At 66.6% G+C, this 20,377-nt stretch carries 22 protein-coding genes and 1 tRNA gene; 6 read left to right on the top strand and 17 right to left on the bottom strand.

The window, feature by feature from the left end; genetic code table 11:
• From gspK to gspN, 4 genes are read left to right on the top strand one after another with little or no spacing between them, the layout of a single operon-like run.
• The gene (gene gspK, locus ACFQRC_RS10485; RefSeq protein ID WP_379960936.1) at positions 1 to 993 is read left to right on the top strand and encodes a type II secretion system minor pseudopilin GspK; all 993 of its coding nucleotides are present in this window, start codon (positions 1 to 3) and stop codon (positions 991 to 993) included.
• Complete coding sequence (gene gspL, locus ACFQRC_RS10480) at positions 990 to 2,114, top strand: type II secretion system protein GspL (RefSeq protein ID WP_379960934.1); 1,125 nt, start codon at positions 990 to 992, stop codon at positions 2,112 to 2,114. Before gspK ends, gspL begins: the two co-directional genes overlap by 4 nt.
• Positions 2,111 to 2,593, top strand: coding sequence for a type II secretion system protein GspM (gene gspM / locus ACFQRC_RS10475; RefSeq protein ID WP_379960932.1), 483 nt, complete (start codon positions 2,111 to 2,113; stop codon positions 2,591 to 2,593). The genes gspL and gspM overlap by 4 nt, the downstream gene beginning before the upstream one ends.
• Complete coding sequence (gspN, locus tag ACFQRC_RS10470) at positions 2,593 to 3,309, top strand: type II secretion system protein N (RefSeq protein ID WP_379960929.1); 717 nt, start codon at positions 2,593 to 2,595, stop codon at positions 3,307 to 3,309. The genes gspM and gspN overlap by 1 nt, the downstream gene beginning before the upstream one ends.
• Before the next feature lie 175 nt (positions 3,310 to 3,484).
• On the opposite strand, the gene rplL is transcribed toward gspN, so the two are convergent.
• From rplL to ACFQRC_RS10420, 10 genes are all read right to left on the bottom strand, one after another.
• Complete coding sequence (gene rplL / locus ACFQRC_RS10465) at positions 3,485 to 3,859, bottom strand: 50S ribosomal protein L7/L12 (protein ID WP_379960927.1); 375 nt, start codon at positions 3,857 to 3,859, stop codon at positions 3,485 to 3,487.
• 130 nt (positions 3,860 to 3,989) lie between these two features.
• Positions 3,990 to 4,505: a 50S ribosomal protein L10 gene (gene rplJ, locus ACFQRC_RS10460; RefSeq protein ID WP_379960924.1), complete on the bottom strand. Its 516-nt coding sequence runs from the start codon at positions 4,503 to 4,505 to the stop codon at positions 3,990 to 3,992.
• A gap of 329 nt (positions 4,506 to 4,834) precedes the next feature.
• Entirely contained in the window at positions 4,835 to 5,287 is a 453-nt protein-coding gene (locus tag ACFQRC_RS10455; RefSeq protein ID WP_379960922.1) for a CHRD domain-containing protein, read from the bottom strand.
• Between the two features lie 1,013 nt (positions 5,288 to 6,300).
• Positions 6,301 to 8,601 carry an EAL domain-containing protein gene (locus tag ACFQRC_RS10450; RefSeq protein ID WP_379960919.1) on the bottom strand — a complete coding sequence of 767 codons (2,301 nt, stop codon included), beginning with the start codon at positions 8,599 to 8,601 and terminating at the stop codon, positions 6,301 to 6,303.
• A 281-nt stretch (positions 8,602 to 8,882) separates the two neighbouring features.
• A complete protein-coding gene (locus tag ACFQRC_RS10445) occupies positions 8,883 to 9,374 on the bottom strand; it encodes an Hsp20 family protein (RefSeq protein ID WP_379960917.1) in 492 nt (163 codons plus the stop codon).
• A gap of 155 nt (positions 9,375 to 9,529) precedes the next feature.
• A complete protein-coding gene (locus tag ACFQRC_RS10440; protein ID WP_379960915.1) occupies positions 9,530 to 10,249 on the bottom strand; it encodes a Crp/Fnr family transcriptional regulator in 720 nt (239 codons plus the stop codon).
• Positions 10,246 to 10,581 carry a DUF6894 family protein gene (locus tag ACFQRC_RS10435; RefSeq protein WP_379960913.1) on the bottom strand — a complete coding sequence of 112 codons (336 nt, stop codon included), beginning with the start codon at positions 10,579 to 10,581 and terminating at the stop codon, positions 10,246 to 10,248. Before ACFQRC_RS10435 ends, ACFQRC_RS10440 begins: the two co-directional genes overlap by 4 nt.
• Positions 10,582 to 10,671: 90 nt before the next feature.
• Positions 10,672 to 11,370 carry a 50S ribosomal protein L1 gene (gene rplA, locus ACFQRC_RS10430; RefSeq protein WP_379960911.1) on the bottom strand — a complete coding sequence of 233 codons (699 nt, stop codon included), beginning with the start codon at positions 11,368 to 11,370 and terminating at the stop codon, positions 10,672 to 10,674.
• A 2-nt stretch (positions 11,371 to 11,372) separates the two neighbouring features.
• Positions 11,373 to 11,804, bottom strand: coding sequence for a 50S ribosomal protein L11 (rplK, locus tag ACFQRC_RS10425; protein ID WP_379960909.1), 432 nt, complete (start codon positions 11,802 to 11,804; stop codon positions 11,373 to 11,375).
• Between the two features lie 186 nt (positions 11,805 to 11,990).
• On the bottom strand, positions 11,991 to 12,476 hold the full coding sequence (locus tag ACFQRC_RS10420) for a hypothetical protein (RefSeq protein WP_379960907.1): 486 nt from the start codon (positions 12,474 to 12,476) through the stop codon (positions 11,991 to 11,993).
• A gap of 140 nt (positions 12,477 to 12,616) precedes the next feature.
• Between ACFQRC_RS10420 and ACFQRC_RS10415 the strand changes: the two genes are divergently transcribed.
• Positions 12,617 to 13,645, top strand: a complete 1,029-nt coding sequence (locus ACFQRC_RS10415; protein ID WP_379960905.1) for a hypothetical protein — start codon at positions 12,617 to 12,619, stop codon at positions 13,643 to 13,645.
• 226 nt (positions 13,646 to 13,871) lie between these two features.
• Here the strand turns inward: ACFQRC_RS10415 and ACFQRC_RS10410 are convergent, their stop codons facing one another.
• Together ACFQRC_RS10410 and ACFQRC_RS10405 are read right to left on the bottom strand one after the other, a co-directional pair.
• On the bottom strand, positions 13,872 to 14,312 hold the full coding sequence (locus ACFQRC_RS10410) for a hypothetical protein (protein WP_379960903.1): 441 nt from the start codon (positions 14,310 to 14,312) through the stop codon (positions 13,872 to 13,874).
• Positions 14,309 to 15,379, bottom strand: coding sequence for a type ISP restriction/modification enzyme (locus tag ACFQRC_RS10405; RefSeq protein WP_379960901.1), 1,071 nt, complete (start codon positions 15,377 to 15,379; stop codon positions 14,309 to 14,311). Before ACFQRC_RS10405 ends, ACFQRC_RS10410 begins: the two co-directional genes overlap by 4 nt.
• A 261-nt stretch (positions 15,380 to 15,640) precedes the next feature.
• On the opposite strand from ACFQRC_RS10405, the gene ACFQRC_RS10400 reads away from it, so the two are divergent.
• Positions 15,641 to 15,931 (top strand): hypothetical protein, encoded by a 291-nt coding sequence (locus ACFQRC_RS10400; RefSeq protein ID WP_379960899.1) that lies wholly within the window; start codon positions 15,641 to 15,643, stop codon positions 15,929 to 15,931.
• Between the two features lie 292 nt (positions 15,932 to 16,223).
• Here the strand turns inward: ACFQRC_RS10400 and ACFQRC_RS10395 are convergent, their stop codons facing one another.
• The 5 genes from ACFQRC_RS10395 to ACFQRC_RS10375 form a co-directional block, all read right to left on the bottom strand.
• Complete coding sequence (locus ACFQRC_RS10395) at positions 16,224 to 16,868, bottom strand: YoaK family protein (protein WP_379960897.1); 645 nt, start codon at positions 16,866 to 16,868, stop codon at positions 16,224 to 16,226.
• A 75-nt stretch (positions 16,869 to 16,943) separates the two neighbouring features.
• Complete coding sequence (gene nusG / locus ACFQRC_RS10390; protein ID WP_379960895.1) at positions 16,944 to 17,483, bottom strand: transcription termination/antitermination protein NusG; 540 nt, start codon at positions 17,481 to 17,483, stop codon at positions 16,944 to 16,946.
• A gap of 16 nt (positions 17,484 to 17,499) precedes the next feature.
• Positions 17,500 to 17,703 (bottom strand): preprotein translocase subunit SecE, encoded by a 204-nt coding sequence (secE, locus tag ACFQRC_RS10385; RefSeq protein ID WP_379960893.1) that lies wholly within the window; start codon positions 17,701 to 17,703, stop codon positions 17,500 to 17,502.
• A 131-nt stretch (positions 17,704 to 17,834) separates the two neighbouring features.
• Positions 17,835 to 17,910, bottom strand: a tRNA-Trp gene (locus ACFQRC_RS10380).
• Positions 17,911 to 17,983: 73 nt separating this feature from the next.
• A complete protein-coding gene (locus ACFQRC_RS10375) occupies positions 17,984 to 20,320 on the bottom strand; it encodes a putative bifunctional diguanylate cyclase/phosphodiesterase (RefSeq protein WP_379960891.1) in 2,337 nt (778 codons plus the stop codon).
• Positions 20,321 to 20,377: the final 57 nt, after the last annotated feature.

The raw sequence follows: 20,377 nt of genomic DNA, 5'->3' as shown, positions 1-20,377 counted from the left end.
ATGCGCGCGCCCGTCCGCCCCGGAGAGCGCGGCGCCGCCTTGCTGGCGGTGCTGCTGCTGGTCGCGGTGATGGGCGCGCTGACCGCGGCGGCGCTGGAGAAATTGCGGCTTTCCACCGCACTCGCCGTCAATACGGCCGCGCTCGACCAGGCGCGCGCTTACGCGATCGGCGTCGAATCCCTGCTCGCGCTGCGCATCGACGATCTGATCGCGGCGAGCCCGGAACGGACCACGCTGGCCGGCGGATGGAACGGCGAGACCCGGCAGGTCCCGCTGCCCGGCGGCGGGCTCGCCCTCGCGACCATCCGCGACGGCGGCAATTGCTTCAACATCAACAGCGTCGCCGATGGCCGGCTCGCCACCGCGCTCACGCCCCGCGCGTCCGGAATGGCCCAGTTCACGGCCCTGCTGCGCCTGCTCGAAGTGCCGGAAGGCATCGCCGTGCGGATCGCCGATTCCGCCGGCGACTGGGTCGATTCGGACGCGAACCCCAATCGTCAGGGCGCCGAGGACCCCGTCTATGCCGGCGCCGAGCAGCCTTATCGCGCCGCCAACACCTTGTTCGCCGATGTGAGCGAGCTTCGCGCGGTCAACGGGATGACGGCGGAGATATATGATCGGGTGAAGCCCTGGCTCTGCGCCCTGCCGACCACCGAATTGTCGCCGGTCAACGTCAATACGCTCATGCCCGAGCAGGCGCCGCTCCTGGTCATGCTCGCGCCCGAGCAGATCGGCATCGCGAGGGCGCGGCAGGCGATAGCGGGCCGTCCGGCCGCCGGTTGGGACAGCCTCACCGATTTCTATCGCGGGCCGGCGATGGAAGGCGTGCTGCTTCCCCTCGACGTTCAGATGCAACCTCAGCTAAGGACGACCTGGTTCGCCGTCGAGCTGGTGATCGAGTTGAGCGGCGCCGAATTGCGCGAGACGGCCCTGGTCGATGCCCGGCTGTCGCCGGCACGGGTGGCGGTGAGACGGTGGGGGAGTGACGATTGAGCGCCGACGACGCCCTTCTTATCTTCCTCGACGGGAATGACGGCTTCGAAGGCTGGCTGAGGCTGCGCGACGGCGCCGTCGTCGGACGCGGCGCGGAGCTCGAGGGCCTGCCCGATCTCGTCGATCCCGAGAACGGAGCCCAGGTGCGGGTCGCGGCCGCCGTTCCGGGGGACGCGGTGACCGTCCACTGGCTGGAAGTCCCGGCCGGCCTCGCCCCCGCCCAGGCCGCCGCCGCCGCCCGCCTGATGGCGGCGGAGGTAAGTGCGCAGCCGGTCTCCGACATGCATGTCGCCGTCGGCCCCGAGGCCGAGGGCGATGTCCTGCGCGCGGTGGCGCTGGTGCCGGCGCTGACCATGGCGGGCTGGATCGGGCGCCTGCAGGCGCGCGGGCTCGATCCGGATGTCGTCATTCCCGAGCCATTGCTGCTCCAGCCGCCCGCCGAAGGACTCGTCCGCCACGATCGCGGGTCCATTCCCCTCTATCGCGGGCCGACCGAGGCGTTCAGCGTCGAGCCCGGACTGGCGTCCCTCGTCATCGGCGAAGCCGCGGTCGAGACGATCGACGCCAGCCGCTTCGAGGCCGGTCTCGCTGCCGCCGTCGCCGCCCCGCCGGTCGACCTGCGCCAGGGCGCCTTCGCCAAGCGGCGGCGCTGGGCGATCGAATGGCCGTGGGTGCGGCGCGTGGCGATGCTCGGCGTCGCCATCCTGCTCGTCACCCTCGCCATCCAGATCGCCGCGATCCTGCGCTATACCTATGCCGCCGACGCGCTGGAGGCCGAGACGGCCGCCGTCGCCGCGGCCGCGCTCCCCGGGATGGGCCATGTCTCCGATCCATCGGCGGCGCTCGAACGGCGGCTGGCCGATCTGGGCGGCGGCGGGGCGGGCTACAGCGGGCTGGCGGCGGCTTTGTTCGGGGCCGTCCAGGCGACGCCGAACGTCCAGCTGACCGCGATGACGTTCGACCGCGACGGCAGCCTGCGCGCGACGGTGCAGGGCGACACGCCAGCCGCTTTCTCCTCGCTCGAGCAGCGGATCGAGGCGGCGGGCTTCGAGGCCGAGCTGGGCGCCATCCGGAGCGGCGGCGGCCAGCCGACCGCGGAGCTGACGGTGCGGACGCGATGAGGGACGGCTTCAAGCTCTGGTGGCGGACGCGGACCCTGCGCGAGCAGCGCCTCCTCCTCGCGCTGGCCGGCATCGCCGCCATCGTCCTCGCCTGGCTGCTGGTCGTCCGCCCCCTGGGCGACGCTCTGTCGGAGGCGCGCGAGCGGCATGGCGACGCCGTCGTCGCCCTCGCCGAAGCGAAGGCGCAAGCGGCGCTGATCACCGGCATGGAACAGGATGAGCCGGTTCGCCTCACCTCGTCCGTCGACATGGTCGTCAGCCAGTCGGCGGCCGAATCCGGCTTTGCCATCTCCCGCATCGAGCGCGAAGGGCCCCGCCAGGCGACAATCGTCATGGACACTGTCCGTCCCCAGGCCTTTTTCGGCTGGATCGGACAGATGGAGGCGGATCGCGGCCTCGTCGTCGAGCGGCTCACCGCCACCACCAACAGCGACCGGACGCTCGCCGTCCAGGTCACCTTTCGGGCAAGGAGCGGCTGATGCGCATCAGGCTTCCGCTGGGCCGCAGCCTCTTCTTCCTCTGCGCCTTCCTGTTCGCGCTCGTCGCTTTGCTGCCGCTCCGGCTGGCGCTCGACTGGCTCGGGCTCGACGACAAGGGCTTCGCCGCGCGCGAGGCGAGGGGCAGCATCTGGCTGGGCGGGCTGAGCGAGGCCCAGTTCGGCTCGGTCGATCTCGGCGATCTGGAGGCGGGGCTCAGGACCCTGCCTTTGTTCGTCGGCCGCGCGCGGATCGATCTCGAGCGGAACGAGGAGGGCAACAGGTTCGCCGGCTCGGCCACCCTGTCGCGCCACGATTTCGGCATCGACGACGTGACGGCGAGCCTCGACGTCGGCTCGGCGCTGGCGCCGCTGCCGGTCGCCACGCTCGATCTCGCCGACGTCACCGCCCGTTTCGCCGACGGCCAGTGCGCCGCCGCCGAAGGCCTGGTCAAGGCGACCATCGCCGGCGACGTCGCCGGCCTCGCTCAGCCCGCCGGCCTCGGCGGCAATGCGCGCTGCGATGGCGGCGCCCTGCTCCTGCCTCTGGTCAGCCAGTCGGGCATGGAGGCATTGAACGTCCGCCTGTTCGAGGACGGCGGCTACGGGCTGGAGCTGGCGGTGCGCCCCTCCGACGATTCGATGCGCGACCGCCTCCTCGCCTCCGGCTTCGCGCTGACCAACAGCGGCTACGTCCTCTCCGTTTCCGGGGGGTTCTGAAGCGCTTCCACCCGGGCGGCGCATGAAAAAAGGGCGGCCCCTCGCGGGACCGCCCCTTTTCAAGATCGTCATGCCAGCGAAGGCTGGCATCCCAGCGAAGAAGGGGCTCAGCGCTTCTTCACCAGATCCCGGCTTTCGCCGGGATGACTCCGCGCGCGCCTGACGGCGCGCTGGGTCACTTGAGCTCGACGGTGCCGCCGGCTTCCTCGATCTTCTTCTTGATCTCTTCGGCCTCGGCCTTGGAGACGCCTTCCTTGATCGGCTTGGGAGCGCCCTCGACCAGCGCCTTGGCTTCGCCGAGGCCGAGCTGGGTGATCGCGCGGACCTCCTTGATGACGTTGATCTTCTTGCCACCGTCGCCGGTGAGGATCACGTCGAATTCGGTCTGCTCTTCGGCGGCCGGAGCGGCGGCGCCGCCGGCCGGACCGGCAACGGCGACGGCCGCGGCGGCCGAAACGCCCCACTTCTCTTCGAGCGCCTTGGCGAGGTCGGCGGCTTCGAGGACGGTCAGCTCGGAAAGCTGTTCGACGAGGGTATTGATATCTGCCATTTTAAGTCTCCAGTTCGTTTCTTCAAATCGTCATGCTGAACTTGTTTCAGCATCCATCTTCGAGCCTCTCGGCGGGTGGTCGGATGGACCCTGAAACAAGTTCAGGGTGACGGGTAGGGTTGTCGTTAAATCAGGCGTCTTCCTTGGTGGCGTAAGCGCCGAACACCCGGGCCAGCTTGGCCGCCGGTTCGTTGAGCACGCGCGCGATCTTGGTGGCCGGTGCGTTGACCAGGCCAATGATCTTGGCGCGCAGCTCGTCGAGCGACGGAAGCTCGGCGAGCGCCTTCACTCCATTGACGTCGAGCAGCGTGTCGCCCATCGCACCGCCCACGATTTCGAACCTGTCGGTCGTCTTCGCGAAGTCGACGGCCGCCTTGGCGGCCGCGACGGGGTCGGTGGAGGTGGCGAGCGCGGTCGGCCCGGTCAGCATGTCGCTGATCGGCGCGTAGGTGGTGCCCTCGACGGCGATGAGGGTGAGCGTGTTCTTGGCCACCTTGTAGCTGGCGCCGGCGTCGCGCATACGTCCGCGCAGGGCGGTGGACTGGGCCACCGACATGCCGAGGTTGCGGGTGATGACCACCACGCCGACCTCTTCGAACGTCTGCTTCAGCGTGGCGACGGCTTCGGCCTTTTGAGCTCTATCCATGCCTCTTCCTTCGGTTCACCCGGAGCGACATGCGCCGGGCGTGGTGAACCAATGCGCGGAACGTCCGCGCGCTGGCTGTCCGTGAGGGGAGGGGTCGCCGGCCTGATTGATCGCAGGCAGACCCGGACGCGACGGCCCGGTGAAAACTCTTCCCCGTCTAGGCTGGAGATTAAGGGGGCGAATGCCCCCGCCAACTGTCTCGGACGGTGCTTGCGGCCTCATGCCGACAAGCGAAGCCGCGCCTATAGCGTCTTGGCCACAGGGGTCAAGCCGAAGAGCAGATCGCTCCGCCTCCCCATGCCGCAAGCATAGGGAGGCGGAGCGCGGGTTCAGTCGCTGTTCGGGACGAGCTGGCCCCGGATCGCCCCGGCGGGATGCTCGGCGGTCTGGACGCTCACGTAGAATTCGCCAGGATTGGCCTGGATGTCGTCGGCCAGCGCGTCGCCGATATTGTCGCAATCGTCGCTGTCATTGTCGTCCGGCGTATCGAGCTTGACGACCGGCGAGCCGTCCTCCCCGGCCGCGCCGCGGTAGATCTGCGCCGAGGTCACGTCCCCGACGCTGCGCACCTCGAGATCGACGCAGAGCCGATCGCTCGAATCCGAAATTTCGATCCGGGCACGGCCCCAGCCGTCCGCATCGCCGGTCGCGAGTTCGTTGTCGCCGGTCAGGACCGCCCGAAATTCGGCGGCCATCGCCGCGCTGGCGGTGCCTGCGCCGGCGAGCATGGCGAGCCCCCCGAAAGCCGTCAGGAGCATGCGGCATTTGTGGTCCTTCAGCATGGTTCATTCCTTTCTGCCTGGGGAATGGCCGCCACGTTGCGCGTGAAGTCGCGGGGGGCGGCCCCAAGCGAGAAGCCGGAGCGCGCCCGATGGTTCCGCGACATGCGGCGAAGGCGCCCAAAGGGTCGGCCAACCGCCGCGCCGGCTGGACCACCCCGTCGCCGCCGCGCCCCGCGATGACGGGGTGGGGACACGGCTATTGCAAGTCGAGCGAAGCAGCCGCGCCGGACCTGGCTACCCGAACGGATCAGAAGATGATCGCGACGATCACCAGCAAGAGGATCAATCCACCGATGCTGATTCCAATGGTGCGGTTCATCTTACGCCTCCAGAAAATGCGATAGCCATCCAACTCCGCCGATACGTTTCCGTTCCGAAACGGAACGTGGCGGATAGCGCTGGCGCCTCATTTTCCGGGGTCGAAGTTCGTTCTTCTGGGGGGAAAGGCGCGTGCGCCTTCACGATTGGAAAGGCGAGACCGCCGAATCGCGAATCGCTTGCGCGCAAAAAAAGCCCCGCGAAGGCGGGGCTTTTCAACGTCTAGGCTACTGAAAAATCAGCGCCAATAGCTTCCGCCAAAAAGCCAGCTCCACATAACAAATCCCCTTTTTTCGCCAGCAGGAAAAATCTGCTAACGAAGGCGTAACCCTAACCAGGCTGCTTAACAAGGGGTTAAACATTATCGCGGCGTTAACCAAGAAGGCGTGCTGCTGCCGCCACGGAGCCGCCGACCCGAGGAAGTGAATGTCAGCCGACTGGCTTGGCCGACACCGTCATCGCGGGGCGAAGCGACGCAATCCAGGCGCGGGCCGACCATCAAACGCTCCAGGAAAGGGGTGGCGCGCGAAAGGGCTGGTCCGGGATGGCCGGAAGCTGGAGTGGGAAGCATTGAACCTGACCCGTTCGCCCTGAGCCTGCTGAAGGGCTGTCCTTCGCCACCACCAGTGCAGGAAGGGCAAGGCTTCGACGCTCAACCTCCACGGCAATGATGCATCAGATCAGACGGTCCTTCGTCAGGCCGCCTCGCGGCCCTCATGCTCGAGCCGCTCCAGCAATGCGGCGAGGGTTTTCGGCCGGCCGCTATGATAGCCCTGGACTATGTCGCACTGCATGCGCTTCAGCTCGTCCAATATGTCTTCGCTCTCGACGCCCTCGGCGACGACCTTGCGGCCCAGCGAGTGGGCGAGCTGGATCGTGGAATGGACCATGATGCGGTCGCTCTGGGATTTGTGCAGCATGCCGATGAAGCTGCGGTCGATCTTGATCTCGGAGGCCGGGATCCGCCGCAGATATTCGAGCGTCGAGAATCCGGTCCCGTAATCGTCGATCGAGAGCTGGACGCCCATCTCGCTCAGCCGGGTGAGGCTGCCGATCGCATCGGCCGAGCTTCCCAGGGTCGACGTTTCGGTCACTTCCAGCATCAGCAGGTCCGGCGCGAGCCGGTGCTTCTTCAGCAGCGCGTCCACCGCCGGGATGAGATCGTCCTGGCCGAGCATGATCGCCGAGAGGTTGACGGCGACGACGAAACGGCGCCCGGAACGGTTCACCCGGGCCGCCGCCGCGAGCGCCGTGTCCAGCACGAAGAAGGTCAGCCGCCCGATGCGCCCGCCCTGCTCGGCGGCGCCGATGAACTGGTCCGGATAGACTTCGCCTTTCTCCGGATGGGTCCACCGGACCAGCGCTTCCGCGCCGACGATGCGGCCGGTCTGACAATCGACCTTGGGCTGGTAGGCGACCCACAATTCGCCATTGTCGATCGCATGGTCGAGCCGGGTCAGCAGCGACATCGCCCATTCCGCATCCTCGATGCTGGCCGGGTTGAAGCTGCCCCACCTCTTGCCGTCGCGCGCCGCCTTGTCGGCGGCGACCAGCGCGCTCGACACGCGCTGCATCAAAGCGCGCGATCCGTCGAGGTCGAGGCCGAACGTGACCGAGAGGTCGATGAGGCGGGTCGCCACGACGATCGGGCTTCTAAACAGCGCCTGGAGCCCTTCGAGCTGCTGGACGATGCTTTCCTCCAGCGTCTGTTCCATAAGCCAGACGAAGATGCCTTCGTCCGCCTGGTGGATGACCGAGCCGGCGGTGCCGAAATTGAGCCGCGCCACGATCTGCTCGACAAGCTCCTTTTCATGCTCCGGCGGAAGCGATGTCGTGATCTGGGTGTAATTCTGGACCCGGGCGGCGACGACGGTGCCGCCGCTGACGCCGCGCGAGTAACGCAGTGCCTCCATATTGGGCAGTCCGGAAACCATGTTGGTGGTTCCCCGCGCCTGGTAGGATCGGCGCAGGCTTTTCCACAGGCGCGCCAGGGTGGCGGTCGCGATGACGGCGATGGCGGGCACGACCTGGGCGTGGACATGGTGATGTTCCAGCAGGATGGGCAGCGCGAGGAAACCGGTCGCGGCGGTGGCGAGCAGGCCGGCGGCGAGTCCGCGCCGCTTCTTGTAAAGGATGAGGCCGGCCATCAGGGCGGCGACGGCGACCGGAAGCAGCCATCCCACCACCAGCGGGCGCCCGGCCAGCAATGTTTCCGCCGCGAGGAGGTGCAAGGTCACCGCCGGCACCGGCCGATAGCCCGGCGCGCGATAATATTCGGCGGTGAAATCGGTCCGGGCGATCACGACATCCTTGCCGGCCACCGATCCGGCTGGCCAGCGATGGTCGAGCACGTCGCCCGCGCTGATCGTCGCGATGGACCGCGCGTCGATGGCATAGTCGATCGGAAACAGGCTCGTCGTTTTCGATTCCGTCTGGCCGAGCACGCTTCCCAGCGAGGGCAGCCGCCCGCCCCCCATCTCGGCGGAATAGGGGTGGAGCCAGACATTGTCGTCCCAGTTGAACAGCAGATTGGTGTTCACCAGCCGGGCGTCGCGCGAGAATCGCTCGGCCGGCCGGTGTTCCGATCGCCGCCCGGTCACGGGGTCGATCGCGAAGCGCGCCGGCAGCAGGAGGTCGCGGCCCATGGCGCGGAAGACCGCTTCCAGCCGCGCCGTCTCGCGGCTGGGGCCGCCAGCCGGAAGCTCGACATCGACATGGATGCGCCGCGCGCCGGCCCCGCGCACCCGCTCGACCAGCTCGGCCAGCTGGTCGCTCGGCCAGGGGGTCCGCCCATATTCGGCGACGCTGCGGTCGTCGATCGCGACCAGGATGATCGATCCGCTCGCCTGATGGTCGCGCAGCTTGTTGCGCGCGATCTTCATCGCGTTTTCGAGCGGCTCGCCGATCTGGAGTGCGCCGAAGGCCAGCCCGATGCAGAGCGCGAGGAGGAACGCCCTGAACGGTGCACTGCCAAAACGGATGCTTTTGGTCTTCAACTTGGGCGCTTCGCTCTTTGTGAACGCTCCTCCCGTAACACCAATTCATTATCAAAATGGATAGGAATGGGCCGGGGAGCCGCGCCGTCGCGCGATCGAACGGGACCGGAAGCTCGCGCCCACCTTCATGCACAGGGGATTTTTCGCTGCCAACGGAGCGCCGGCCAGCTGATCGCGGCTCTTTCCGCGGCCTCCACGACGCTGCCCCCCGGACGGAGCGGGCAGGCTTCCTGGCGGCGTGCCCCGGCGCCTGTCGGCACCGGGGCGGTTCTGGGCCTCGATCAGGCGGCCTCGCGGCTACCCTTCTTGGCATCGCCGTCGTTCGCGCCGGTTTCGAGCTGGTGGACATTGCCGCCAATCTCGATCCTGCGCGGCCGCATCGCCTCGGGGACTTCGCGCGCGAGGTCGATCGTCAGGAGACCGTCCTTCATGTCGGCACTCTTCACCTGCACGAAGTCGGCAAGTTCGAAGCGGCGCTCGAAGCCCCGGCGGGCGATCCCGCGATGGAGATATCGTCCGTCATTCTGCTCATCGTCCGCCTTGCGGCCGGAGACGATGAGGAGGTTCTGCTGAGCAGTAACCTCGATTTCCTGGGGCTTGAAGCCGGCGACCGCCAGCGTGATGCGATAGCTGTCCGCGTCGTCATATTCCAGATCGAACGGCGGATAGCCGTCAGCATTCTGGGCGGCGGCGCTGCTTTCAAGCAGGTCGAACAGCCTGTCGAAGCCGATGGTCGACCGGCGGAAGCCGGAAAGGTCGAAGTTGGTCCTCATATTCAAAGTCCTCCTTTGAGCAACGATGTTTACAAGGTGCGTCCGAGAGAGCGGACGCCCTCAAGAGCAATGCCGGTCCCGGAACGGCGGCCGGCGCTCGAGAATCTATTATTGGAAAGATCGATTTCAAGAGGGGTCGAAAGCGCGAAATCCAGTCAGCGGGGCCGGCGGTCGAGGTAAAGATATCCAGGGTCGAATTCGGCGACGTGCCGGAGGCCCGACAGGTCGTCGATACGGACCGTGCCGCCCTTGAAGCTCACCAGGCCCTGCTCCCGCAAGTCCTTCAGGGTTCGGTTCACGTGTACGGAGGTGAGGCCCATGCATTCGGCGAGATCGGCCTGGGTGAGATCGAGCCGATATTCCAGTCCGTCGGCGAGACCTACCATGTCCAGGCGCACGTGCAGCTCGCAAAAGAGGTGGGCGATGCGCGCGCTGGCGGTGCGGCGGCCGAGCGACAGCACCCACTCGCGGTGGATGGCGGCGTCCAGGTTGGTGGAGAACCAGAGCAGACGGGTGAGGTGAGGATGCTCCCGGCTGATCGCCTCCAGCCGCTCGTGCGGGGCGAAGGCCAGGCGGCAGGGCGTAAGCGCCATGACATTATGGTCGAGCCGCTTCAGCGTGAAGCTGTGGAGGTCGGCGAAGTCGCCGGGAACGTGGAGTTCCATGATCTGGCGCTCACCGTTCCGCAGATCCTTGTAACGGCAGAGCAGTCCCTCGAGCAGTAGCACGCAATGGTCCAGCTCCTCGCCGGCGCGGATGATGGTGCGGTCCGCGGGGGCTATGGCCGTATCCGCGATCGCGCCCCGGAGCGCGCGTTCCTCGTCCGGCCCGACATGATCGCGGGCGCGCAGCTTCATCAGCAGCTTCTCGATCATGGGCCTTCCCGTCCGTCGTCGCCGGTGGGCGGCACCGCGTCTTCTACATGCAGCTCCACCGCCTCCTCGAACGGGATAGCGACGATCACGTTCCCTGAACCGTCCGCCACGTCCAGCCGCCCGCGAAGGTCGACCACGCCGCCCTTTATTTCCTCGGAGAGGATGGAGCGAATGTCGTGCAGCGCCCGTTCACGCGCCTCGCCGACGTCCGCGAGCTCGCGCCCCTCCTCGTCCCTGACGAAGCCGGTGCCGTTGCTGACGTGGAAATAGAAATGCGGCATCGCGCCCCCAACGCCCATCGCGCGCTGTCGGTCCCCGACGATGATCTGCATCAATCACTTTAGGGATGAACACGGCGTCATCGCAAAGGAAAAGGGCCGGAGTTTCCCCCGGCCCTTCGCTCTTTCAGCTTGGTCGTCGGCTCAGGCGCTCGCGACTTCCGCCACGTCGACCTTGATGCCCGGCCCCATCGAGGAGGAGAGGGCGACCTTGCGGACATATTTGCCCTTGGCGCCGGCGGGCTTCGCCTTGACGATCGCATCGACGAACGCGTCGAAATTCTTCCGGAGGTCGGCTTCGGTGAAGCTCGCCTTGCCGATCCCCGAATGGATGATCCCGGCCTTCTCGACGCGAAACTCGACCTGGCCGCCCTTGGCCGCCTTGACGGCCTCGGTGACGTTGGGCGTGACGGTGCCGAGCTTCGGGTTCGGCATCAGCCCCTTGGGGCCGAGCACCTTGCCGAGCCGTCCGACGATGCCCATCATGTCGGGCGTCGCGATGACGCGGTCGAAATCGATCGTGCCGCCCTGGATGCTCTCCATCAGGTCTTCGGCGCCGACCACGTCCGCGCCCGCCTTGGTGGCTTCCTCGGCCTTGTCGCCGCGCGCGAACACGGCGACGCGGACGTCCTTGCCGGTGCCGGCGGGGAGGGTGACGACGCCGCGCACCATCTGGTCCGCATGCCTCGGATCGACGCCCAGGTTGATCGCCACCTCGACGGTCTCGTCGAACTTGGCGGTGGCGTTGGAGCGGACGACCTTGATCGCCTCATCGACATTGTGCAGCTTCTCGCGGTCGATCGTGCCGGCGAGGGCCTTCGCCTTCTTGGTCAGCTTGGCCATGTTCAACCCTCCACCACTTCGAGGCCCATCGAGACGGCGCTGCCCTCGATGATCTTGGTCGCCGCGTCGAGATCGTTGGCGTTCAGATCCTTCATCTTGGTCTCGGCGATATCGCGGAGCGCCGAGCGCTTGATCTTGCCGGCGATCTGCTTGCCCGGCTCCTTGGAACCGGCCTTCAAATTGGCCGCCTTCTTGATGAGGAAGCTCGCCGGCGGCGACTTGGTCTCGAACGAGAAGCTGCGGTCGGCATAGACGGTGATCACGGTCGGGATCGGCATGCCCTTTTCGACATCGCCGGTCTGGGCGTTGAACGCCTTGCAGAATTCCATGATGTTGACGCCGCGCTGGCCCAAAGCGGGGCCGATCGGCGGCGACGGATTGGCGGCGCCCGCGGGCACCTGGAGCTTGATATAGCCCGTTATCTTCTTAGCCATGTGTCTCACTCTGTAGGTCGTCCGGAAGGGATACTTCCGGCCGGGTTCAAGTTTAGCGGTCCAGACGACCGGCCGAAGCCCGTCTCCCGCAATTTTCCAAGGCTGTTGCGCTGGAAGCGGCGCCCTTAGCGCAACCCGCCCCGCAAGGCAATTCCCCTGCGGAGCCGTGCCGAGGCGCGCGCGCCCTTACCCGATCTGCCGGCGGATCGCCTCGGGCAGGCTCTCCGGCGCGCACAGCCGCGCCTCGACATCGTCCTGCACGCTGATCAGGATGCGGTCGCGTGCCTTGACCTCGATGCGCGTCTGGATCGGCGCCATTTCGGGCTCGTCGGAATTGGAGGGCATTTCGTACGATTCCATCGATTCGAGCGTATAGACATTGCCGTCCTGCGCCACCGCCCGCGGCGTCTCCGCGAAGCTCTCGGCCGGGTCCGGATAGAGCCACCGGATGCGCTCGCCGTCATAATGGGTCGCGACGATCGGCGCGCCGCATTCCTCCCCGACATTGACATAGGAGCCGGTCTCGATCGGCAGCCGCACCGGGGCCGGCGTCGCCTGCGAAGCCGCCGCGGAAGCATTCTCCGCGGCCGGCGCCGCCTCGGCCTCCTCGCCCCCTGAATTGCAGCTCGCCAAAGCGAAAGCGGCCATGCCGCCGATCAGGAAATGCCTCATATATCCCCCCTTTGCCCGCAGGCCGCCCGCGTCCGCGCCACGCCGTCGAAGGCCGCGAGGCTATGTCGCTTTCCGCGGCCCGTCATCCGATATTTTCGGCCCTTGACGAATAGGGAATCGACGCGGAACATGAGGCGAACATGCCGCGCTTGCTCACCCGCCGCCAGGCCGCCCAGAACGCCGCCTTCCTCGCCGAACTGGCGCGCACCGGCAATGCCCGCCTCGCCGCCCGCCGCCTGGGGCTGCACCGCTCCACCTTCACCAAGCGCCGCTCCAAGCACCCCGCCTTCGCCACCCAGTGGGACGCCGCCCTGGTCGCCGCCCAGGCCGCGTTGAACCGGCAGAAAAATCCTCCCATGTCCTTGCAGGGGAGGGGGACCGCCTGCAAGGCGGTGGAGGGGCCGGGAGCGAAGCGACCGGACGGCCTCCGCGCGCCACGTCCTGCCCCGAGCGAGCCCAGGAATCTGAAAACCACGGGCGGCGAACCCACCATCACCCGCCTCCGCTCCGGCCGCCTCCAGCTCCGTCTCGCCCCGCCCGGCCGGATGACCAAGGCGGCCGAGCAGAGCTTCCTCCGCGCCCTGTCCGCCAGCGCCAACATTCGCCTGTCGGCCGCCGCCGCCGGCTTCGCCCATTCGAGCTTCTACGCCCGCGCCCGCGCTTCCAGGGCCTTCGCCCGCGAGATGCGCCTCGCGTTGGCGATGGGCTATGAAAGGCTGGAGGCGGCGATGCTGATGGCGGCCTCGCCGCAATCCCACGCCGACGATGGCTGGCGCCGCAACGATCCCCCGCCGATCCCGCCGCTGACCGCCGGCCAGGCGCTGCAATTGCTCTGCCTGCACGAAAAGAGCGTCCGCCAGAGCTGGGACCAGCCCCACCGCCGCAAGCGCCGGGGCGAGCCCTGGGAGACCTACACCGAACGCCTGCGCGCCATGTGGACGGCGGAAAAGGCGCGCGAGGCGGAAGACGCCGCCCTCCGCGCCGCCGCGCGCGAGGAGCAGGCCGGCGACTGGAGCCCTGACGACGAACCGCCGCCGCCGGAACTCCCCGCGCTGGAGCAGGTCACGGGGTGGAGCAAGGCCGACCCGAAGAAGCAGCCGCATAACGCCGAAATCGCGATGTTCGGCGGCTGGCGGCTTAGCGACTGGCGCAAGCGCGACAAAGGCTAACGGGCGCTGATGCCCCTTCCGCTCATCCTGAGCAGCGATCGAGCTGGTCGAGAGCGCGTGTCGAAGGACGGCTGGCGGATCACGGATTGGAAGCGGCTGGGCGCTAGCCTTTCGTCATTGCGAGCGCCAGCGAAGCAATCTAGCTCGGGCGTGATAGCGGGGCGCACCTTCCCTCGTGAGCCAAGGTCCGCCTCGCCTTCCGACAGGCGGACGCGGTGCTGGACATTCAGAGCCCCGCAGCCCCGCCGCCGAAATTCTCCCTGTCGGCCATCTCGTGCAATATCGCGCTAACCACATTCTTCAGTGCACCGCCAAAGATCGCGGGTTCGTTCGCCAGATCGGCTTCATCGTCATCCATATCCCAGCTGGCGCCGATTGAGCAAAGGATAGCCTCATCCGGGGTGAGCGCCAAGAGCGCCCCGCCGACGAAATCATGTATCGTTTTCTCCCAGGCGCTTTCGAGCATTGGCGTAGGGCCGTTCTCGACCTCGTATCGATATTCGTGCCAAAGCCGCTCGTGTTCATCGCCACCAAAAATTCCTGATGCAGGCCAGCGCTGCATCCGGTGCTTGGCCAGTCGCGCCACCTTCAACAGCCGCGCTCTCGAATAGGCCCGGACGGCGCGATGGAGTTGCGTATCGCAGACATCGGCGAAAGGCCCATTCATGACGATACTTTCACCGCAGGAATCAGCGGCCCCTCCACGATCCGCTTCAGCAAATCCGCCTGCCTCGGCTCAAGCTCCACGAGCATCGCCAGCACGTTGAGGACGTTGATTAGCTCGCTCGTATATTCCGGCAGCCAGCGGTCCGGCTGGATGTCGCCGAGCGGGGAGGGCGGGCGCCGGTCCCCGATCTGCGGGCGCTCGCGATTCTTCCTACGATAGCTGAACCACTGGCGAAGAACATTCTTGCCCGAAACCTCGTAGTCCCAAACCGCCTGCGGCACATTGTCGATGTAGCCGGTGCCGACCTTGAGGCGCTTGAGGACGGGATCATAGTCGAGGCTGTCGGGAAAGCCTTCGGGCGTGTCGGGTATCTTGCCTTCCTTCGGATAGATCGGCCGGCGATCCTGAGGGAGGCGTGGCTCGCCCGGCGGGCGGCCCTCGTTCATGCGTTCGCCGAAGCTCATCAGCCAGATCACCTCGCGGCCGAGCGCGGCGGCTTCGGCGAACAATGTCTTGTCGGCGGTCAACGGCACGCGCAGGCCGGGGCGGATCAGGTCGGCCTTGAAAGTTTCGGTGTAGGCAGGATGCGCGACCAAGGCCGCGACATAGGCGAAGATGTCGACCGGATCGGGCGCGCTGCCATAGGCGCGGGTGAGCGCGGCGATGGTCTTGGCGGAGACATTGGTTTCGATAGCGGCGGCGTCTTTCCAGAGCGCGAAGACACGGCCTCCGCGACCGGAAAAATGATCCTGATCGGGGATAGCGCTCGTCAACGTGATAGCGGGCCCCTTTTTCGGACTCGTCTCACTGAGCGCCGTTATGAATACCTGCTTTTCACTGAGTGTCGGCCAGAGGTCAGGCCGTGGATCATTGAGCAGGCGGTTATCGGGGGGAAGCCACTGTCGATCAAAAGAGCGAAAGCCGTAGCGGACTGGGTCAACAAGCGGTCCCTTGTCGTCAATTATTGAAATCGGTCGGGTTTGAAAGCGCCCTAGGTGCTGCTCGACGATTTTGCGAACGTGGCGTGCTGCTACCTTTCCCTTCCGAAGTTGCGGATGAAAGAGCAACTCTTTCTTCGTCTCGTCGCGTTCTCCCTTGAGCTTTAGCCACGGAGCTGGTCCTCGGGCTGACCGGTCACGGAGGGGTTCGACAGCTTTTCTTTCGCCGCTGAGCCAAAAGCGGAGATTGCCTCGGCGAGGACCGATTTACTCACACAATCCCCCACAGCATCTCCACAGAACCACCCCGATATTTCTCTCGTGCGACTGTTGCATGCGCCCCACCCCGGTCGCAACTGTCGTGATGAGCCAGAGTAGGCGAGTGCCAACATGCCCGACAAATCAGACCATTTCGGACCGTCTCAGCTAGGCCTGGGGCTGGAGGATACGCGTCCCGACCCTACCCACGTCGATCCGCAGAGCGTGCGGGAGGAGCTGAACGGCATCCTGGCCATGGCCCGCGCGGCGCGGGACGAGGCACCTTGGGACCTTCGCACCCATAAATATCACAAGGTGGTCTTCCCCCAGATGGCGAATTGGCTGCCGGAGGATGAGGCGGCGCAACTCTGCTTCGAATTTTCGGCGGAGATCGAGCGGATCGAGCGCTTGATGGCCGCCTGACGAGACGGGCCGGCTTGGCTTTCAATCAGTCATAACGGCGTCGCGGCCGCTATTCTACGCCGGGATAGCCGAAGCAAGAGAAAGGAGCTTCTGCCCCGGCCCCTCGCGCTTTCGCGTCTTCGCTTGAAATATCTGCGTCATTCCAGCGAAAGCTGGAATCTCGCTTCCTCCTCAAGAGGGGACAACGAGATCCCGGATCAAGTCCGGGATGACGCTCTAGCGCGTCACTAGCTCAGCGCGACCTGCTCGAATCCCCACCGGCGTCGCCCGCCCGAAGATCGACACGCCGACCTCACATCCGCTCCATCCGTTCCGTTCGCGCCGCCAGTGGCGTCAAAGCGAAGGCTCCGGCCGCCCCGGCCCAGATGGCGCCGAAGCCGAAATGCGGGAATGCGGCGGCGCCGGCGAGGGCGCCGGCGAGAAAGCCGGCCCACAGGATGAGATAGGAGAGCCAGCCGTTTCGCTCCCTTCCGAGCACGGCGCCGGCAAGGCCCTGGCCGAGCTTGACGAGGCTGCCGGTCATGTAGGTGAGGCCGATGCGGACCTCGCCCTCCCGCTCGAACACCGCATTCTCCGCGCCCATGGCGATCGCCGCCACGAGGGCGGCGGCCATCGGGGCCCCGGCGAGCGCGAGGCCGGCGGCAAAAGCGAGTAGGACAGCGATGAGGATGAGTACGGTCGTCCGCCGGCGCGGCCCCGCGAAATGGCCAAGGACGGAACCGGTCGCGACGCCGGCGACGAAGGCGGCGATGAGCGCGCCGGCCAAAGCGGCGGCGCCCGCATTGTCCGCGAGCCCGACACCGAGGCGCGTCGAGTTTCCGCTCATGAAGGAGACGAAGAAGCCACCGAGCTGGATGAAGGCGATCGCATCGACATAGCCGGCGAGCGCCGACAGGCAAACGGCGAGGGTCTGCTCGCGCCGGTCGTGGCGGATCATCGGATTCGGCGCGCCCTGGGGCGGGGGAGGCGCCGCGCGTACGGCCGCTGAGCCGACACCGTCACCAAGGCGCGATTACTTGCTGAGCTCGACCTGCTCGAATTCGAGCTCGACCGGCGTCGCGCGGCCGAAGATGCTCACGCCGACCTTCACCCGCCCGCGGTCGAAATCCAGTTCCTCGACCATGCCGTTGAAGCTCGCGAACGGGCCCTCGAGCACCTTGACGTTGTCGCCGATCTCGTAATCGACCGAGACCTTGGTCTTGGGCGCGGCGGCGGCGGCTTCCTCCTTGGTGCTGAGGATGCGCGCGGCCTCGGCCTCGCTGATCGCCTGGGGCTTGCCCATGCTGCCGAGGAAGCCGGTCACCTTGGGGGTGTTCTTGACCAAGTGGTAGACGTCGTCGTTCATCGCGAGCTTGGCGAGCACGTAGCCGGGGAAGAATTTGCGGTCGCTGGTCACCTTCTTGCCGCGGCGGACCTCGGTCACCTTCTCCGTCGGCACCTCGACCGCCTCGACCAGAGGCTCCAGGCCCAGCCGTTTCGCCTCCGACAGGATCGAATCGCGGACCTTGTTCTCGAAGCCCGAATAAGCGTGAATGATGTACCAGCGGGACATGATCGTCTTGTGATCCTTAACTGAGCAGGCCGAGCAGCGCCTTGACGGCCGCGCTGAAGCCGGAATCGACGGCGAAGAAGAACAGGCCGAGCAGGGTGGTCATGATCACCACCATGATGGCGGTGGTCACGGTTTCCTTGCGGGTCGGCCAGACGACCTTGGCGGTCTCGGCGCGGACCTGCCGGAAGAATTCGCCGGGATTGACTCTCGCCACGTGCATCCTGCCTTCGCTCAACAACACAAAAGAGGCCAGAGGCCGCCACCCGGGCTTCCGGAGCCGCCTCGACCTTGAATGTTCCTCCGGCCCCCGAAAGCCTGGGCTTTCTTACCCAGGTTCACCGAACGCGAAGCTGGCAGGAGTGGAGGGACTCGAACCCACGGCCCTCGGTTTTGGAGACCGATGCTCTACCAGCTGAGCTACACTCCTAGAGCCGGAGGCCCGCCCATTACCCGGGAGCCGGAGGGAGCGCAAGGGGCGATGGCGCTCCTCGCTTGTGGCGTCATGCGGCGCGGAGGACGGCCTGGCTCAGCAGCGTCTTGACCGCCGATCCAGGCACGGCGTCCGAGAAGATGAAGCCCTGGATGCGGTCGCAGCCGAGTTCGCGGACCAGCGCCAGCTGCTCGGCCGTCTCGACCCCTTCTGCGACCGTCTTCATGCCGAGGCTGCCGGCGAGCGCGACCACGGCTTTGACGATCGCGCCGCTCTCCGGATCGTCGGCGCGTACCGACTGGATGAAGCTGCGGTCGATCTTGATCGTGTCGAAGCGGATGTCGCGCAGATAACCGAGCGACGAATAGCCGGTTCCGAAATCGTCGATGGCCAGGCCTACGCCCAGCCCGTGGATCTGGCGCAGAACCTCCTGCGTCCGCGGCGTGATGTGGAGGAACACGGTCTCCGTGATCTCCAGCTCGAGCCGGCGCGGATCAAGGCCGCTGTCCGACAGCGCCGACATCAGCATGGGCACGAAGCCCGGCTCCTGAAGCTGGAGCGGCGAGATGTTGACCGCGACCGCGACGTTACCGGACCAATGAGCGGCCGCGCTGCAGGCGGTCCTCAACACCCACTCGCCGATCGCGCCAATGAGGCCGGTTTCCTCGGCGATGGGGATGAACTTCATCGGCGACAGATCGCCGAGCTCCGGATTGCGCCAGCGCAGCAGCGCCTCGAAGCTCTTGATCCTCGACGTGCCGGAATCGACCACCGGCTGATAGAGGAGTCTGAACTCCTCGTCGTCGAGCGCCGTGCGCAGCGCCAGCTCGATCCGGCGCCGCTCTTCCGCCTGCGCGTGGAGCGACGGCTCGTAGAAGCAGATGTCGTTTCCGCCCTGGTCCTTGGCCCGGTACAAAGCGAGGTCCGCGTTGCGGATGAGTTCCTCCACGGAATCGCCGTCCCTGAGGCCGAGCGCGATACCGATGCTGGCGCCGACGAACAGATGCTGGTCGCGATAGATGAACGGTTGTTGCAGCCCTTCGATCATGTCGAGGCAGATCCGCTCGAGGGCCGCGACATCGGGGGCATCGGGTATGACGAGCGCGAATTCGTCGCCGCCGAGGCGGCCAACCGTCATCTCGCGCGTGAGTATCGGGTCGAAACGAGAGGGAACCTGGCGCAACAGATGGTCGCCGGCGACATGGCCGAGCGAATCGTTGACCGATTTGAACCGGTCGAGATCGATCAGCACCATGGCGCAAAGGCCGCCCGTATCGCGCGAGCGGGCCAAAGCCAGATCGAGCGCCTCCAGCAGCTGCGTCCGGTTCGGCAGTCCGGTGAGCGCATCGTGGCGCGCCATGTGGGCGATGCGGTCCGCCGCCTGCCGGGCTTCGGTGACGTCCGATCCGACGCCGCGATAGCCGATGAAGCGGCCGTGGCCGTTGTAACGCGGCCGCGCGGCAAGCTCGATGCATCGGGTGCCTCCATTGCCCCTGATCGGCACGGTCATCTCGCTGAACGGCGCCTGGCGCGCGAGGAGGTCGGCGAGCGTCCTGGACGCCGTATCCGTCGCGGCGTCGCTTTTGGTACCCCGCGAGAGAAGATCGAGCAGCGACATGCGCTCCAACTCGGCTTTGCTATAGCCGATAGCGCGGGCGAAGCGCGCCGAAACGCTGGTGAAGACGAAGTTGCGGTTGATCTCCCACAGCCAGTCCGCATCACTGCTCTCATAATCGCGCAGCAGCAGGCTGACAGTCTCCGACCGCTCTTCCAGCGCCAGCTCGACGCATTTGCGCTGCATGAAAGCGCGGCCGCTGGAGTAGATGATGACGAGCAGCCCGATCGTGTAGATCGGGCCGATCGCGGCGATGATCGGCCAGCCCGTACGCGTCAGCATGCTGGTGGCTGCGGCGCCCATCACGCAGACATAGCCGCCCGCCGCCGGCGGCACGTTGGAGAGGATGAAGGCCGCCCCGGCCATCATGCTCGCCGTGACGATGCAGATGGCAAGCTGTTCGGGATGGTTGGCGAAGGGGAAGAAGTAGAGAGCGGGGACCGCCCACAGGAAGCCGAATATGCAGCTATGATAGCCGGCGCGGTCGATCGCCCGGCGCGACACCGAATGCACCATGCGGCCCTGGAATCGCTTCAGGAACGAGAAGGCCAGCATCATCAGCATGGTCAAGGCGAGGAGCCACAGAGCCAGCATGGTGACGCTGACGCTGTCGACAAGGATGAAGATCAGCAGGACCGCGTTGAACGCCTGGCCCCAGGCCGCCGCGCTGACCGCCCGGCCCATGTCGGTAAGCTGGGCCGCGCGCACGCGTCCCCACCCCTTGCGGCCGGGAGGGGAGGCGCGGTTGAAAACAACCCGCCAATCGAGTTTTGGCAGCGTGACGTCGGTCATGGCTTTCCTCGGGGAGGATAGCCGCACAAGCGTTAGAGAAGCGTTAGTCGCCGCGCG

The organism is Enterovirga sp. GCM10030262 (genome assembly GCF_042666435.1).
In the GTDB taxonomy this organism is placed as follows: domain Bacteria; phylum Pseudomonadota; class Alphaproteobacteria; order Sphingomonadales; family Sphingomonadaceae; genus Allosphingosinicella.
Note: the sequence above shows the minus strand (reverse complement) of the source record. Positions and strands in the feature narration are given on the sequence as shown.

What these genes read in the sequence shown, in the direction of transcription:
- gspN (WP_379960929.1), top strand. Translation starts at nt 2,593, where the DNA reads ATGCGCATCAGGCTTCCGCTGGGCCGCAGCCTCTTCTTCCTCTGCGCC.
- rplL (WP_379960927.1), bottom strand. Translation starts at nt 3,859, where the DNA reads ATGGCAGATATCAATACCCTCGTCGAACAGCTTTCCGAGCTGACCGTC.
- ACFQRC_RS10455 (WP_379960922.1), bottom strand. Translation starts at nt 5,287, where the DNA reads ATGCTGAAGGACCACAAATGCCGCATGCTCCTGACGGCTTTCGGGGGG.
- gspK (WP_379960936.1), top strand. Translation starts at nt 1, where the DNA reads ATGCGCGCGCCCGTCCGCCCCGGAGAGCGCGGCGCCGCCTTGCTGGCG.
- rplK (WP_379960909.1), bottom strand. Translation starts at nt 11,804, where the DNA reads ATGGCTAAGAAGATAACGGGCTATATCAAGCTCCAGGTGCCCGCGGGC.
- ACFQRC_RS10435 (WP_379960913.1), bottom strand. Translation starts at nt 10,581, where the DNA reads ATGCAGATCATCGTCGGGGACCGACAGCGCGCGATGGGCGTTGGGGGC.
- secE (WP_379960893.1), bottom strand. Translation starts at nt 17,703, where the DNA reads ATGCACGTGGCGAGAGTCAATCCCGGCGAATTCTTCCGGCAGGTCCGC.
- nusG (WP_379960895.1), bottom strand. Translation starts at nt 17,483, where the DNA reads ATGTCCCGCTGGTACATCATTCACGCTTATTCGGGCTTCGAGAACAAG.
- ACFQRC_RS10445 (WP_379960917.1), bottom strand. Translation starts at nt 9,374, where the DNA reads ATGAGGACCAACTTCGACCTTTCCGGCTTCCGCCGGTCGACCATCGGC.
- ACFQRC_RS10415 (WP_379960905.1), top strand. Translation starts at nt 12,617, where the DNA reads ATGCCGCGCTTGCTCACCCGCCGCCAGGCCGCCCAGAACGCCGCCTTC.
- rplA (WP_379960911.1), bottom strand. Translation starts at nt 11,370, where the DNA reads ATGGCCAAGCTGACCAAGAAGGCGAAGGCCCTCGCCGGCACGATCGAC.
- gspM (WP_379960932.1), top strand. Translation starts at nt 2,111, where the DNA reads ATGAGGGACGGCTTCAAGCTCTGGTGGCGGACGCGGACCCTGCGCGAG.
- ACFQRC_RS10400 (WP_379960899.1), top strand. Translation starts at nt 15,641, where the DNA reads ATGCCCGACAAATCAGACCATTTCGGACCGTCTCAGCTAGGCCTGGGG.
- ACFQRC_RS10410 (WP_379960903.1), bottom strand. Translation starts at nt 14,312, where the DNA reads ATGAATGGGCCTTTCGCCGATGTCTGCGATACGCAACTCCATCGCGCC.
- rplJ (WP_379960924.1), bottom strand. Translation starts at nt 4,505, where the DNA reads ATGGATAGAGCTCAAAAGGCCGAAGCCGTCGCCACGCTGAAGCAGACG.
- ACFQRC_RS10440 (WP_379960915.1), bottom strand. Translation starts at nt 10,249, where the DNA reads ATGATCGAGAAGCTGCTGATGAAGCTGCGCGCCCGCGATCATGTCGGG.
- ACFQRC_RS10420 (WP_379960907.1), bottom strand. Translation starts at nt 12,476, where the DNA reads ATGAGGCATTTCCTGATCGGCGGCATGGCCGCTTTCGCTTTGGCGAGC.
- ACFQRC_RS10375 (WP_379960891.1), bottom strand. Translation starts at nt 20,320, where the DNA reads ATGACCGACGTCACGCTGCCAAAACTCGATTGGCGGGTTGTTTTCAAC.
- ACFQRC_RS10395 (WP_379960897.1), bottom strand. Translation starts at nt 16,868, where the DNA reads ATGATCCGCCACGACCGGCGCGAGCAGACCCTCGCCGTTTGCCTGTCG.